The 14,421-nt window shown below is 59.4% G+C and carries 15 protein-coding genes; 12 read left to right on the top strand and 3 right to left on the bottom strand.

The window, feature by feature from the left end; translation table 11 throughout:
* Nucleotides 1-17: 17 nt before the first annotated feature.
* The 3 genes from BK658_RS07725 to BK658_RS07715 all read left to right on the top strand — a co-directional run bounded on the left by BK658_RS07725 (nucleotide 18) and on the right by BK658_RS07715 (nucleotide 3,680).
* The gene (locus tag BK658_RS07725; protein WP_123581806.1) at nucleotides 18-1,076 is read left to right on the top strand and encodes a PA0069 family radical SAM protein; all 1,059 of its coding nucleotides are present in this window, start codon (nucleotides 18-20) and stop codon (nucleotides 1,074-1,076) included.
* Between the two features lie 244 nt (nucleotides 1,077-1,320).
* The gene (locus BK658_RS07720) at nucleotides 1,321-2,052 is read left to right on the top strand and encodes a carbonic anhydrase (protein WP_123581805.1); all 732 of its coding nucleotides are present in this window, start codon (nucleotides 1,321-1,323) and stop codon (nucleotides 2,050-2,052) included.
* 89 nt (nucleotides 2,053-2,141) lie between these two features.
* Nucleotides 2,142-3,680, top strand: a complete 1,539-nt coding sequence (locus BK658_RS07715; protein ID WP_123581804.1) for a SulP family inorganic anion transporter — start codon at nucleotides 2,142-2,144, stop codon at nucleotides 3,678-3,680.
* 58 nt (nucleotides 3,681-3,738) lie between these two features.
* Here the strand turns inward: BK658_RS07715 and BK658_RS07710 are convergent, their stop codons facing one another.
* Nucleotides 3,739-4,389, bottom strand: a complete 651-nt coding sequence (locus BK658_RS07710) for a hypothetical protein (RefSeq protein WP_123581803.1) — start codon at nucleotides 4,387-4,389, stop codon at nucleotides 3,739-3,741.
* A 373-nt stretch (nucleotides 4,390-4,762) separates the two neighbouring features.
* Between BK658_RS07710 and coxB the strand changes: the two genes are divergently transcribed.
* The 4 genes from coxB to BK658_RS07690 all read left to right on the top strand — a co-directional run bounded on the left by coxB (nucleotide 4,763) and on the right by BK658_RS07690 (nucleotide 9,180).
* Nucleotides 4,763-5,890 carry a cytochrome c oxidase subunit II gene (gene coxB / locus BK658_RS07705; protein WP_123581802.1) on the top strand — a complete coding sequence of 376 codons (1,128 nt, stop codon included), beginning with the start codon at nucleotides 4,763-4,765 and terminating at the stop codon, nucleotides 5,888-5,890.
* Between the two features lie 82 nt (nucleotides 5,891-5,972).
* Entirely contained in the window at nucleotides 5,973-7,568 is a 1,596-nt protein-coding gene (gene ctaD, locus BK658_RS07700) for a cytochrome c oxidase subunit I (RefSeq protein WP_123581801.1), read from the top strand.
* A 132-nt stretch (nucleotides 7,569-7,700) separates the two neighbouring features.
* The gene (locus BK658_RS07695) at nucleotides 7,701-8,258 is read left to right on the top strand and encodes a cytochrome c oxidase assembly protein (protein ID WP_123581800.1); all 558 of its coding nucleotides are present in this window, start codon (nucleotides 7,701-7,703) and stop codon (nucleotides 8,256-8,258) included.
* A gap of 34 nt (nucleotides 8,259-8,292) precedes the next feature.
* Nucleotides 8,293-9,180, top strand: a complete 888-nt coding sequence (locus BK658_RS07690; protein ID WP_123581799.1) for a cytochrome c oxidase subunit 3 — start codon at nucleotides 8,293-8,295, stop codon at nucleotides 9,178-9,180.
* A gap of 8 nt (nucleotides 9,181-9,188) precedes the next feature.
* Here BK658_RS07690 and BK658_RS07685 read toward each other — a convergent pair whose 3' ends face one another.
* Nucleotides 9,189-9,392 carry a twin transmembrane helix small protein gene (locus tag BK658_RS07685; RefSeq protein WP_019694466.1) on the bottom strand — a complete coding sequence of 68 codons (204 nt, stop codon included), beginning with the start codon at nucleotides 9,390-9,392 and terminating at the stop codon, nucleotides 9,189-9,191.
* A 69-nt stretch (nucleotides 9,393-9,461) separates the two neighbouring features.
* On the opposite strand from BK658_RS07685, the gene BK658_RS07680 reads away from it, so the two are divergent.
* The 5 genes from BK658_RS07680 to BK658_RS07660 are packed head-to-tail and all read left to right on the top strand — an operon-like array spanning nucleotide 9,462 to nucleotide 13,367.
* A complete protein-coding gene (locus BK658_RS07680) occupies nucleotides 9,462-10,202 on the top strand; it encodes an SURF1 family protein (protein ID WP_123581798.1) in 741 nt (246 codons plus the stop codon).
* On the top strand, nucleotides 10,168-10,758 hold the full coding sequence (locus BK658_RS07675; RefSeq protein WP_123581797.1) for a hypothetical protein: 591 nt from the start codon (nucleotides 10,168-10,170) through the stop codon (nucleotides 10,756-10,758). The genes BK658_RS07680 and BK658_RS07675 overlap by 35 nt, the downstream gene beginning before the upstream one ends.
* Nucleotides 10,759-10,768: 10 nt before the next feature.
* On the top strand, nucleotides 10,769-11,848 hold the full coding sequence (locus BK658_RS07670; protein WP_123581796.1) for a COX15/CtaA family protein: 1,080 nt from the start codon (nucleotides 10,769-10,771) through the stop codon (nucleotides 11,846-11,848).
* The gene (gene cyoE / locus BK658_RS07665) at nucleotides 11,836-12,735 is read left to right on the top strand and encodes a heme o synthase (protein WP_123581795.1); all 900 of its coding nucleotides are present in this window, start codon (nucleotides 11,836-11,838) and stop codon (nucleotides 12,733-12,735) included. Before BK658_RS07670 ends, cyoE begins: the two co-directional genes overlap by 13 nt.
* A complete protein-coding gene (locus BK658_RS07660; RefSeq protein WP_123427008.1) occupies nucleotides 12,732-13,367 on the top strand; it encodes an SCO family protein in 636 nt (211 codons plus the stop codon). Before cyoE ends, BK658_RS07660 begins: the two co-directional genes overlap by 4 nt.
* Nucleotides 13,368-13,624: 257 nt before the next feature.
* Here the strand turns inward: BK658_RS07660 and BK658_RS07650 are convergent, their stop codons facing one another.
* Complete coding sequence (locus BK658_RS07650; protein WP_123581794.1) at nucleotides 13,625-14,398, bottom strand: MetQ/NlpA family ABC transporter substrate-binding protein; 774 nt, start codon at nucleotides 14,396-14,398, stop codon at nucleotides 13,625-13,627.
* Between the last annotated feature and the right edge of the window lie 23 nt (nucleotides 14,399-14,421).

Here is a 14,421-nt window from a genome sequence, read left to right as displayed (position 1 = left end):
CAATGAGGGTTTTCCCAATGTTCACGCCCTTGCCACCTCGTGGACGTGGCACCGCCAGCAACCCGCACAATCGCTTTGCACCGAACCGTTCGGTGGTCGAAGACGATGGCTGGTACCAGGAAGCACCGCTGACCCAGGGCACCGAGGTGCGCATCGAGACGGCGAAAACCATCATCACCCGCAACAACTCGCCCGACCTGCCCTTCGATCGCTCGATCAACCCCTATCGAGGTTGCGAGCACGGCTGCATCTACTGCTATGCACGACCCAGTCATGCCTATTGGGACCTGTCGCCCGGGCTGGATTTCGAGACGAAGCTGATCGCCAAAAGCAACGCTGCCGACGTGTTGGAGCAGCAGCTTTCCAAGCGTGGTTATCAGTGTGCGCCGATCAACCTGGGCTCAAATACCGATCCCTATCAGCCGATTGAGCGCGAACACAAAATCACCCGGCGGATTCTTCAGGTGCTGCTGCGTTACCGGCATCCGGTGACGATCATCACCAAGGGCTCGTTGATTCTTCGTGATCTGGATCTGCTCGGTGAGCTTGCCGAACAGCGGCTGGTGGCGGTGATGATCAGCCTGACCAGCCTCGACGACGAGCTCAAGCGCATCCTTGAGCCGCGAACGGCCGCCCCGAAGGCGCGGTTACGGGCGATTCGGGTCATGCGTGAAGCCGGGATTCCAGTGGGCGTTTTGTGTTCGCCGATGATCCCGATGATCAACGACAGTGAACTGGAAAGCCTGTTGACCGAAGCTCACGCGGCCGGTGCGCAGAGTGCGGCTTACATGATGTTGCGCCTGCCGCTGGAAGTGGCACCGTTGTTCGAGGAGTGGCTGGCGGCCCACTATCCGCAGCGTGCAACCCATGTATTGAGCTTGATCCGCCAAAGCCGCGGCGGAGAACTGTATGACAGTCGCTTTGGCGCTCGCATGCGTGGCGAAGGACCGTTCGCTGATCTGTTGGCGCAACGCTTCGCTAAAACAATAAAACGTCTTGGGCTCAATCAACGTGAAGGCTTTAATCTGGACTGCACAGCCTTTTGTCCGCCCGGTGCTCAAATGTCGTTGCTTTAGCAACAATTGGCCTATGGTTGAGTAGTGGAAAACGCTGGGTGTTGGTACGCTGGTCACGTTTTTTGTGACCTGCAACACAGGTTCTAGAGCGGTTTATTCAGTTTGAGTTAAGTTTCGGTGGTTACCTTGTTCATCGAGTGACTGGATGGTCACTGATCGGCGGTCTGGACGTTTTCTAACCAGTCGCTGGCTTTATCCCAGGTAAATCGGGAAAATTTCCCTACTCCGTCAAAGAGGATGAATCATGAGTGACAAGGATAAACAGCCGTTGGCTGCGTCGGCTTCTGCCCTGCCTGTGGCCGAAAGCGCCGATGCAGCGCTGCAGCACATCGTTGACGGTTTTTTACACTTCCACCACGAGGTCTTCCCGCAACAGGAAGAACTCTTCAAGAAACTCGCCACGGCTCAGCGGCCCAGAGCGATGTTCATCGCATGCGCGGACTCTCGCATCGTTCCCGAATTGATTACCCAAAGCGCTCCTGGCGATCTGTTTGTCACCCGCAACGTTGGCAACGTTGTGCCGCCCTATGGCCAGATGAACGGCGGGGTTTCCACGGCCATCGAATATGCAGTGCTGGCTCTTGGCGTGCAGCACATCATCATTTGTGGGCATTCCGATTGCGGTGCCATGCGTGCTGTACTCAATCCGCAAAGCCTGGAAAAAATGCCCACGGTCAAAGCCTGGCTACGTCATGCCGAAGTTGCAAAAACCATGGTCCAGGAAAACTGCCATTGCGCTGACGAAAACGAAAGCATGCAGGTGCTTACCGAAGAAAACGTCATCGCCCAGTTGCAGCATTTGCGCACTCACCCTTCAGTGGCCTCGCGCATGGCCAACGGTCAGCTGTTTATCCATGGCTGGGTCTACAGCATCGAAACCAGCGAAATCAAAGCCTACGACGCGGATAAGGGCTGCTTCCTGCCTCTGGATGGCAGTCATCCGATTCCGATGGCGACGCCTAAAGCGCGCTTCTAAATCCTCCTAAACACCTTGTCTGGTCTGGCCAAGACTGCTGAAAAAGTGGTCGGGCTTCGCCATGCCTGAAGAATCTCAGGAGAAAGCTAATGCGTGCTACGCAATTGAAAGCTGTTTTGCCACGGGAGCTGTTGGCTTCGGTGGTGGTGTTTCTGGTCGCCCTGCCCTTGTGCATGGGGATTGCAATCGCTTCCGGTATGCCGCCGGCCAAGGGCCTGATCACCGGGATTATCGGTGGCCTGGTGGTCGGCTGGCTGGCCGGTTCGCCGCTGCAAGTCAGCGGTCCGGCTGCGGGCCTGGCGGTATTGGTCTTTGAACTGGTGCGCCAGCATGGTGTGGCGATGCTCGGGCCAATTCTGCTATTGGCCGGGTTTCTGCAGCTGGTGGCCGGGCGTTTGCGGCTGGGCTGCTGGTTCCGCGTGACGGCGCCGGCGGTGGTTTACGGCATGCTGGCGGGCATCGGTGTGCTGATCGTGCTGTCGCAGATGCATGTGATGCTCGACGGTGTTCCCAAGCCCTCAGGCCTGGATAACCTCAGCGGATTTCCGGCAGCCGTTGCCCAAGCCTTGCCGACCCTGGGTGGTGGGTTGGGCTGGCAGGCCGGGCTGCTCGGGCTGTCGACCATTCTGGTGATGGGGGTGTGGGAGAAATTTCGCCCGCAAGCGCTGCGCTTTATTCCCGGCGCCTTGCTCGGCGTTGGTTTGGCGACCCTTGCCAGTCTGGCGCTGGCATTGAACGTCAAACGGGTCGAAGTCCCGGCTAACCTGGCCGAGGCGATTGACTGGCTGAAACCGGCCGACCTGTTGAATCTGGCCGACCCCAACCTGCTGATCGCCGCGTTCGCCGTGGCTTTTATTGCCAGCGCCGAAACCCTGCTCTCGGCCGCTGCGGTAGATCGCATGCACAGCGGCGAGCGTTCGGATTTCGACCGCGAACTGTCCGCCCAAGGCATCGGCAACATGCTCTGCGGTCTGGTCGGCGCTCTGCCAATGACGGGCGTGATCGTGCGCAGCTCAGCCAACGTACAGGCCGGCGCCAAAACGCGGTTGTCGGCGATTTTTCACGGTGTCTGGCTGCTGGCATTTGTGTTGCTGCTGTCCAGCGTGCTGCAAAGCATACCGGTTGCCAGTCTGGCAGGCGTGCTGGTGTACACCGGGGTGAAACTGGTGGATTTGAAGGCGTTTCGCGGACTGGGACGGTATGGCCGGATGCCGATGATTACCTATGCGGTGACCGCACTGGCGATTATCTTCAGCGACTTGCTGACGGGGGTGCTGGTCGGTTTTGGCTTGACCCTGGCGAAGCTGGCCTGGAAGGCTTCGCGACTGAAAATCAGCCTGATCGATCTTCCGGCAGAGGGCGAAATGGAGTTGCGACTGATGGGGGCTGCGACCTTTCTCAAGGTGCCGGCGTTGACCCGGGTGCTGGGGGCTATTCCGGCCGGCGCGACGGTGCATGTGCCGCTGAATAACCTGAGTTATATCGACCACTCATGCCTGGAACTGCTTGAGGAATGGGGGCGGGCCAATGCCAGCAAAGGCTCGAAACTGCTGATCGAGGCGCGCGGATTGAAGCGAAGGTTGGAGGGGCGATTGCGGACGACCGTAGGAGTGGGTTCCGCCGGATAGATAACAGTGTGGGAGCGGGCTTGCTCGCTCCCACAGGTGTTCGGTTTTTACAGTTGGATCAAGCCGCAGGCTGATCCAGTTCCAGGCCTACGCCCAACTGACGCGACAGGCATGGCCAGCGCTTCCAGGCGGCGCCGGTGTCCGGGCTGTTGAGTTTTTCCCGGTAGGCTTCGACAGACTCCAGCGCGAAGCTTTCTTCGTTCAGCATCTCATCAACGGCGTGATGAACAGCCTCATCCAGTTGATTGGCGAAGTCCTCGCCGATCAGTTGGTGGGCAATCAGGTTGGCTACAGTCATGTCCAATGGGATCAGTGGCTGGCCGAAATGTTTGATGTAGAGGTCGTTAACCTCTTCTACCAGGCGATGTGCCAGGTAGGCTTCGTCCAGCAGGCCGTCCAGGCCTTCGTGACCGGCCATGATCGCCGGTGGCTGGAGGAAGAACTGCTCGGCGATTGTCAGCACCGGTTTGATCTGCGACTCGATACCCGCTTCGCGTGCTACCTCATTGGCGGCGTCGAGCAAGTCCGGCACTTGTTCTATATAAGCGGTGACAAAACGGGTCATCACGCCCTTGGCGTCGATGTCCGGCAATTGAATGGATGAATGCAGGTGCGGCAATTGAACTTCCAGCTGACGGGTCAGCTGACCGGTTTCGGCTTCATGTTGTTGTGCACGTTGAATCTGCTCGCGCAATGCGGCGGTGTTCATGAAAACTCCAGGAAACGAAGGCAAGGAAATAGGGGAAGACATAAGTTAGCCTGCTTATAAAAGGGGCTAAGACGGATTTGTCATAATTATTTCACCTTTGATGCCACTGCGTTATATCGATTTGCCATCACCGATCCCACATCCTTCTCCATCCGTGGCCTGTGGCGCAAGTGTCAGGTGTTTCAGCTCATTTACGCCATCGCGTTGCGAGGTCGCACTCGCTGTCTATACTCGGATCTGAATGGAGTTAGCTGATGACGCCCGACTGCGTAGGCAGCAAGGCTCGGCGATTCAAGTTCGTAGTCTGAAAAAGCCGCTCCCTTGCCGTCGGTGTTAGCCGGCGGGATAACAAGAACGATAAGGGGAACCCGCAATGATGCGACATCCACATGTCTGGATGGGCCTCCTGTTGTGGTCGATTTTCAGTCAGGCGCAAGCCGCCTGGACTGTGAATATGGCGCCTGGAGCGACTGAAATCAGTCACGCAGTATTCGACCTGCACATGACCATCTTCTGGATTTGTGTGGTGATCGGCATCATCGTTTTCGGCGCGATGTTCTGGTCGATGATGTTGCATCGACGCTCCACCGGGCAGGTGGCCGCCAAGTTCCATGAAAGTACGACGGTCGAGATCCTCTGGACCGTGGTGCCTTTCATCATTCTGGTCGCCATGGCCGTTCCGGCGACCGCGACCCTGATCAAGATGTATGACACCAGTGAGCCGGATATCGATATCCAGATCACCGGTTATCAGTGGAAGTGGCACTACAAATATTTGGGTCAGGACGTCGAGTTCTTCAGCAACCTGGCTACATCGCAAGAGCAAATCCACAACAAAACTGCCAAAGGCGAAAATTACCTGTTGGAAGTCGATCAGCCGCTGGTGCTGCCGATCGGTGCCAAGGTGCGCTTTCTGGTGACCTCTGCCGATGTCATCCACTCGTGGTGGGTGCCGGCGTTTGCGGTCAAGCGCGATGCGATTCCAGGGTTCGTCAACGAAGCCTGGACCCGCGTCGACAAGCCCGGCATCTACCGTGGCCAGTGTGCCGAACTGTGCGGCAAGGACCATGGCTTCATGCCGATAGTGGTCGACGTCAAAACCAAGGCCGATTACGACACCTGGCTGACCGAGCGCAAAGCCGATGCCGCCAAGCTCAAGGAGCTGACCAGCAAAGAGTGGACCCTCGACGAGCTGAAGGAACGCGGCGACAAGATTTATCACACCACCTGCGCTGCCTGTCACCAGCCTGAAGGCCAGGGTATGCCACCGCTGTTCCCGGCACTTAAAGGTTCGCCAATCGCCACCGGGCCAATAGAAGACCACCTGCACCGTGTGTTCTTCGGCAAACCCGGCACCGCCATGGCGGCGTTCGGCAAGCAGCTGTCGGAAGTCGATATCGCTGCCGTCGTGACCTACGAACGAAATGCCTGGGGCAACAACAAAGGCGACATGGTCACCCCTAAAGACGTACTGGCCCTCAAACAGGCGGCAAGCAAATGACCCGGTCTATTGCGTGTTCCCTTGAACGCTTGGGGCTAATCACCCCGAGCCGCCCAGCCCACCCGTTTGCAGGAGACAGGCCATGAATGCTGTGAACGATGACCACGGTCATGCAATCGTCGACAACCACGTCCATGGTCCGGCCAAGGGCCTGATGCGCTGGGTGCTGACCACCAACCACAAAGACATTGGCACGCTTTACCTGTGGTTCAGCTTCATGATGTTCCTGCTCGGCGGTTCGTTCGCCATGGTGATTCGCGCCGAGTTGTTCCAGCCCGGCCTGCAGATCGTCGAACCGGCATTCTTCAATCAGATGACCACCATGCACGGTCTGGTGATGGTCTTCGGTGCGGTGATGCCGGCGTTTGTCGGCCTCGCCAACTGGATGATCCCGCTGATGATCGGCGCGCCGGACATGGCCCTGCCGCGGATGAACAACTTCAGCTTCTGGCTGTTGCCGGCAGCGTTCCTGCTGCTGGTGTCGACGCTGTTCATGCCGGGCGGCGGACCGAACTTCGGCTGGACTTTCTACGCCCCGCTATCGACGACCTACGCGCCGGAAAGCGTGACCTTCTTCATCTTTGCCATCCACTTGATGGGCATCAGCTCGATCATGGGCGCGATCAACGTGATCGCCACCATCCTCAACCTGCGTGCCCCGGGCATGACCCTGATGAAAATGCCGCTGTTCGTCTGGACCTGGCTGATCACCGCGTTCCTGTTGATCGCGGTGATGCCGGTGTTGGCGGGTTGCGTGACCATGATGCTGATGGACATCCACTTCGGCACCAGCTTCTTCAGCGCTGCCGGTGGCGGTGATCCGGTGCTGTTCCAGCACGTGTTCTGGTTCTTCGGCCACCCCGAGGTGTACATCATGATCCTGCCGGCGTTCGGCGCCGTCAGCTCGATCATTCCGACTTTCGCCCGCAAACCGCTGTTTGGCTACACCTCGATGGTCTACGCCACGGCGAGTATTGCCTTCCTGTCGTTCATCGTCTGGGCGCACCACATGTTCGTGGTCGGCATTCCGCTGGTGGGCGAGCTGTTCTTCATGTACGCGACGCTGCTGATCGCGGTGCCGACCGGGGTCAAGGTGTTCAACTGGGTCAGCACCATGTGGCAGGGCTCGCTGACCTTCGAGACACCGATGCTGTTTGCCGTGGCATTCGTGATCCTGTTCTCCATTGGCGGGTTTTCCGGGTTGATGCTGGCCATCGCCCCGGCGGACTTCCAGTACCAGGACACCTACTTCGTGGTCGCGCACTTCCACTATGTGCTGGTACCGGGGGCGATCTTCGGGATCTTCGCTTCGGCCTACTACTGGATGCCGAAATGGACTGGCCACATGTACGACGAGACCCTCGGCAAGCTGCACTTCTGGCTGTCGTTCATCGGCATGAACATGGCCTTCTTCCCGATGCACTTCGTGGGCCTGGCGGGTATGCCGCGGCGGATTCCAGACTACAACCTGCAATTCGCCGACTTCAACATGGTGTCGTCGATTGGCGCATTCACCTTCGGGGCAACGCAGCTCTTCTTCCTGTTCATCGTGATCAAGACCATTCGCGGCGGCCCGGCAGCCCCGGCGAAACCATGGGAAGGGGCAGAAGGCCTGGAGTGGAGCGTACCGTCGCCGGCGCCGTATCACACCTTTGTCACGCCACCGGAAGTGAAATGAACGCCATGACCTTTGTGGGCGCAACGGTGCGGCGATCCGACCTGCTCGCGATAGCGGTATATCAGACACACCGCGTCGCCGCCTTCGCGAGCAGGCTCGCTCCCACAGGGTTTTGTGTGGAGGGCTTGCACCGTGGCTGACTCTATTTCCATGAAAAAGCTGGTCACCCGGCTGCTGATAGTGGTGGCCAGTATGTTTGTCTTCGGGTTTGCCCTGGTGCCGATTTACGACGTGATGTGCAAGGCATTCGGCATCAACGGCAAAACCGCCGGGCAGTACGAAGGCGAGCAAGTGGTCGACACGTCGCGGCAAATTCGCGTGCAGTTCCTGTCGACCAACGCCGTGGATATGGTCTGGGAGTTTTATCCCAAGGCCGACGACATGGTGATCAATCCGGGAGCGGTGAACGAGATGATCTTCGTCGCCCGCAACCCGACCGATCACCCGATGAGCGCGCAGGCGATACCGAGCATTTCTCCGGGCGACTCAGCGGTGTATTTCCACAAGACCGAGTGCTTCTGCTTCACCCAGCAGGTGCTGCAACCCGGCGAACGAATCGAAATGCCCGTACGCTTCATCGTTGACCGTGAGATTTCCAAGGATGTGAAGCACCTGACGCTGGCTTACACGCTGTTCGATATCACCGCACGTCATCCACCGGTCGTGGCAAACACCAATGCCGGTCCTTGAGGCGTTCAAGCGTGCCCGATAAGGAGAACAATAAATGGCAAGTCATGAGCATTATTACGTTCCCGCCCAGAGCAAATGGCCGATCATTGCCACGATCGGCATGTTCGTCACTGTGTTTGGCCTGGCGACCTGGTTCAACGACCTCAAGGCAGCGCGCCCGGAATCCCACGGCCCGCTGATCTTTTTCGTTGGTGGTCTGTTGCTGGCCTACATGCTGTTCGGCTGGTTCGGCACGGTGATCAAGGAAAGCCGCGCAGGGTTGTACAGCTCGCAGCTCGATCGCTCGTTTCGTTGGGGTATGAGCTGGTTCATTTTCTCCGAGGTAATGTTCTTCATCGCCTTCTTCGGTGCGCTGTTCTACGTGCGTAACCTGTCCGGGCCGTGGCTCGGTGGTGAGGGCGGCAAGGGCATTGCGCACATGCTCTGGCCGAACTTCCAGTTCGCCTGGCCGCTGCTGCACACCCCTGACCCGACACTCTTCCCGCCGCCCAAGGAAGTCATTAGTCCATGGGGCTTGCCGCTGCTGAACACGGTGTTGCTGGTGAGCTCCAGCGTCACGGTGACCATCGCGCACCATGCCTTGAAAAAGGGCCATCGCGGTGCACTGAAGCTTTGGCTGGCGCTGACGGTACTGCTGGGCTGTGCGTTCCTCAGCTTCCAGGTCAAGGAATACATCCACGCCTATCACGAGCTGGGGCTGACCCTGGGCTCAGGCGTGTATGGCGCGACCTTCTTCATGCTGACCGGTTTCCACGGCGCTCACGTGACCATCGGCACGATCATCCTGTTTGTGATGCTGATGCGGATCATGCGTGGGCATTTCGATGGCGATCACCAGTTCGGCTTCGAGGCGGCGAGTTGGTATTGGCACTTCGTCGATGTGGTGTGGATCGGCCTGTTTGTCTTCGTTTACGTGCTTTGAGGCTGCGCTTACCAGGGCGCGCTGGACACTAGCTGGCCGCTGAAGAATCCCCAGGCAATCAAACCGACGGTGATGGCAGCCAGGCCGACACGAACACTCAGGGCAGTGACCAGGCGTTTTGAGCTGCTGTCGTCCTTGACCAGAAAAAACAAGCCGCTGAACAGGCTGACAACCGTGGCAATCAGCATCAGGACGATGGCTGCTTTGAGCATGGCGAGACTCCGGGGGAATGCGATGTACTTGAGTATAGCTACCCTGCTTATCTACTTTTCGGCGGCGCCATGAAGCGCTTTGCGCCGGGTGTCGCGCCGACCCTGGTGGTCCTCGTGCTGCTGCCGTTGCTGGTCTTTCTGGGGTTTTGGCAATTAAGCCGGGGCGAGCAGAAACGTGTGTTGCTGGAGAGCTACGCCGAACGCCGTGTCGCGGAGCCAATGGCCAGCGAACAACTGTCGAGCACCCAAGACCCGGCCTTCCGACGCGTTCGCCTGCATGGCCAGTTCGATGCGGCCCACAGTTACCTGCTGGACAACCGCACCCGCAATGGCCGGCCGGGGGTTGAGCTGCTGCAACCCTTTCACGACCAGACGAGCGGTCTCTGGTTACTGCTCAATCGCGGCTGGCTGCCGTGGCCGAACCGACGCACACCGCCCGTGTTCACCACCCCCGAACAATCGTTGAGTCTCGACGCCTGGGTGTATGTCCCCCCGGGCGCGACCTTTCAACTGCACGCCGATCCGGCGAACGCCAACTGGCCACGGCTGGTGACGGCGATCGATCCGGCCAAACTCTGGAGTGAGTTGGGCCGAACCGGGTTTGCTTATGAATTACGTGAAGAAGCCGGGCCGGCGTCCTATGAGGTTGATTGGCCGGTCGTGGCCATGGGGCCGGAAAAACACCTCGGTTATGCCGTGCAGTGGTTCGCCATGGCGCTCGCGCTGTTCGGTCTTTATCTCTACTTCGGATGGCACAACGCAAAGGAGAAACAGCATGGGAGCGGCCATGAGTCCACCCAACATGTCTGAAGCGCAGGCGCCACAGCGTCGTCGTGGGCGCTGGCAGCTGGTGCTGATCCTGCTGATGGTGATCGGCCCGATGATCCTCGCTACCGGCATGTACAAGTTGCAGTTCTGGGTGCCGGAAGGTCGCAGCTATCACGGTGAACTGATCGGCAACGGTCAGAGTCGCGCTGAACTGGGGGTGCAGGCGGACGAAGACCGCTGGCAGATGCTGGTGACCGCACCGCAGGACTGTTCGGTGGATTGTCAGCAGTTGGTGTACCTGGCCCGGCAGATTCAGGTCGGTCTGGGGCGGGATGCTTCGCGTGCCAGTCATGCATTGGCTGCCGGCCAACCCTCGAGTGCGGACTATGAGGCTAAGCTTAAACGTGAGTACCCGCAGTTGCAGCGTTACCCACTGGACCTTTCGACCTACAACAAAAACGTTCAGGGCAAAGGCACGGCGCAGCTGTGGATCATCGATCCGCACGGCAACCTGGTGCTGCGCTACGACCCCACCGTCAAAGGCAAGGATCTGCTCAACGACCTGCGCCACCTGCTGAAACTGTCGAACATCGGATAAGGGCATCGTCATGGCCAAACCTGGATTTCGCCTCGCGCTGTTTGCCACTTTGCTGGCACTGATTGTCGTCTTGCTGGGCGCCTATACCCGGCTGACCCATGCAGGCCTTGGTTGCCCGGACTGGCCGGGTTGCTACGGGTTTATCAGCGTGCCGAAGAGTGAAGCCCAACTGGCCCATGCCGAGTTGCATTTTCCGGACACGCCGGTGGTTGCCCACAAGGGCTGGAACGAGATGATTCACCGCTATTTCGCCGGCACGCTTGGTTTGTTGATTGTGTTGCTGGCGGCGCGTGCCTGGACCCATCGTCATCATCTGGACCAACCCCTGAAGCTGCCGTTGTTCTTGCTGGCGGTGGTGTTTGCCCAAGCGGCCTTCGGCATGTGGACGGTCACACTCAAGCTCTGGCCGCAGGTGGTGACGGGGCATTTGCTCGGTGGCTTTGCGACCTTGAGCCTGCTGTTTCTGCTGACGTTGCGCTTGTCCGGCGTACTGCCGGCGTTGATCGTGCCCCGACGTCTGCAGTACTGGGCAACGGCCGGGTTGCTGCTGGTGATCGCGCAAATCTCCCTTGGTGGCTGGGTCAGTGCCAACTACGCGGCGGTGGCCTGTATCGACTTCCCCACTTGTCACGGCCAATGGTTGCCACCGGCTGATTTCGCCAACGGCTTTCACCTGACCCAACACATCGGCCCCAATTATCTCGGCGGGCAGCTCGACAGCGATGCGCGCACGGCGATTCACCTCACTCACCGCATTGGCGCTTTGCTGGTCACGCTGGTGCTGCTGGGGCTGGCCTGGCAGCTCAAGGTCGTCGGCATGACCCGACTCGCCGGCCTGGTGCTGGGGGCGTTGGCGGTGCAGATCACCCTGGGCATCAGCAATGTGCTGTTTCACCTGCCGTTGCCGGTGGCCGTTGCCCATAACGCGGGCGGCGCGGCGCTGTTGCTGACGATGGTGCTGGTCAACTATCACGCACGAACCAGCCTGGTTCGAGTCAGGCAGCAGGCACCCGGACGCTGGCGCTTCAGCCCGCGTAAACACACGGCCGGGCCGATAACAATAAAAGGAGAAATGCCATGGCGACTCTGATCGGCGAACGTCACCACCAAGCGATCTGGCGTGACTATCTGGAGCTGACCAAGCCGAAGGTCGTGGTGTTGATGCTGATCACTTCGCTGGTCGGTATGTTCCTCGCCACGCGTGCCGGGGTGCCGTGGACGGTGCTGGTGTTTGGCAACCTGGGGATCGGCCTGTGCGCGGGCGGCGCGGCGGCAGTCAACCATGTGGTGGACCGGCGCATTGACGCGGTGATGGCGCGCACGCACAAGCGGCCGCTGGCTGAAGGCCGGGTTTCACCGACCGCCGCACTGACCTTCGCGCTGCTGCTGGCGGTGGCCGGGCAAGCCTTGTTACTGGCCTTTACCAACCCGCTGACGGCGTGGCTGACCCTCGCCTCGCTGCTGGGCTATGCGGTGGTCTACACCGGTTTTCTCAAGCGGGCGACGCCGCAGAACATCGTGATCGGCGGGCTGGCCGGCGCGGCGCCACCGCTGTTGGGTTGGGTCGCCGCCACCGGGCATGTCAGTGCCGAACCGCTGTTGCTGGTGCTGATCATCTTTGCCTGGACCCCGCCGCACTTCTGGGCGCTGGCGATTCACCGCCAGGAGGAGTACGCCAAGGCCGACATTCCCATGCTGCCGGTGACCCACGGCGAGCATTACACCAAGATCCACATCCTGCTTTACACCTTCGCCCTGCTGGCCGTGAGCTTGATGCCCTACGTCATTCACATGAGCGGGTTGCTGTACCTGGTTTGCGCCCTGGGACTGGGTGCGAGGTTTCTGCAATGGGCCGTGGTGCTGTACCGTGGCACTCAGCCGCACGCGGCGATCAACACCTTCAAGTACTCTATTTACTACTTGTTCCTGCTGTTTATCGCCCTGCTCGTAGACCACTACTTAATGTTGAACCTATGACCCGAACCCAGAAAACCGTCTTCATTCTTGTTGCCCTGATCGCGCTGGTCCTGGGGCTTACCGTCAACAAAGTACTGTCTGGCAAAGGCCAGGGCGATCCGACTGCGCTGATCGACGCCGGGATCATCCTGTTGCCGCAAAGCCGTAACCTGCCGGACGTGCAGATGACCAATCAGGACGGCCAACCGGTCACGGTCAACGCCTTGAAAGGCAAATGGAGCCTGCTGTTCTTTGGTTACACCTTCTGCCCGGACATCTGCCCGACCACCCTGGCACAGCTACGGCAGATCAAGAGCGAGCTGCCAGCGGACGCGGTCGACAAGTTGCAGATCATTCTGGTCAGCGTCGACCCGAACCGCGACACCCCCAAGCAGCTCAAGCAGTACCTGGGCTACTTCGATCCGCAGTTTGTCGGCCTGACGCCGGCTTCGGTCGAAGACCTGCAGAAAGTCGCCAATGCGGTGAGCATTCCGTTCATTCCGGCGGACACCAGCAAACCCAACTACACCGTCGACCACAGCGGCAACCTGGCGGTAATCGGGCCGGACGGCACCCAGCGCGGGTTCATTCGCGCACCGTTGAACAACACGAAACTGGTGGCCCAGTTGCCGGTGATGCTCAAGCGTCAGTAGGGTCTTGAGGGCGAGCGAAAATCCTGAGGCGAGCGGTGCTTTTTGTGGCGAGGGGGCTTGCCCCCGTTGGGGCGCGAAGCGACCCCAAAACCTGTGATTGCATTCTCTCGGACTCACCGCGCTCGCCGCAATTACGGCTGCTTCGCAACCGAACGGGGGCAAGCCCCCTCGCCACAAAGAGCTCCAGTGCTGTAAATGTCACACAAAAAAAACGGGGACGCAGTGATTGCGTCCCCGTTTTGTTTTACATCAGCAGATCAGAACGCCGGCAATACCGCGCCTTTGTACTTCTCCAGAATGAAGGCCTTCACTTCCGGGCTGTGCAGCGCAGCAACCAGTTTTTTCATCGCGTCGCTGTCCTTGTCGTCTTCGCGGGCGACCAGGATGTTCACGTAAGGCGAGTCCTTGCCTTCGATCACCAGCGCGTCCTTGGACGGATCGAGCTTGGCTTCCAGCGCGTAGTTGGTGTTGATCAGCGCCAGGTCGACTTGGGTCAGCACGCGCGGGATGGTCGCGGCTTCCAGTTCACGGAATTTCAGGTCTTTGGTGTTCTCGGTGATGTCCTTGACGGTCGACAGGATGTTTTTCGAATCCTTCAACTTGATCAGGCCAGCCTTCTCCAGCAGCAACAGCGCACGGCCGCCGTTGGTGGCGTCGTTCGGGATCACCACGTTGGCGCCGCCTGGCAGTTCGGCGAGGGTCTTGTACTTGCTGGAGTACGCGCCCAGCGGCTCCAGATGCACACCGGCAACGCTCACCAGGTGTGTGCCCTTGGCCTTGTTGAACTCATCGAGGTACGGCTGGTGCTGGAAGAAGTTGGCGTCCAGGCGTTTTTCGGCAACCTGTACGTTTGGCTGCACGTAGTCGGTGAACACCTTGACCTTGAGGTCGACACCTTCTTTGGCCAGTGCCGGCTTCACGAACTCGAGAATTTCCGCGTGCGGAACCGGAGTAGCAGCGACGGTCAGGGTGTCAGCGGCCTGAGCGGAGAACGCTGCAACGGCAGCGAACGCGACGAGTAGTTTTTTCATCCAGCAAACTCCTTGTGAGGCGC

It is taken from the genome of Pseudomonas brassicacearum (assembly GCF_003732175.1).
Lineage (GTDB): Bacteria > Pseudomonadota > Gammaproteobacteria > Pseudomonadales > Pseudomonadaceae > Aquipseudomonas > Aquipseudomonas brassicacearum_G.
This window is presented reverse-complemented; position numbering and strand designations above follow the sequence as displayed.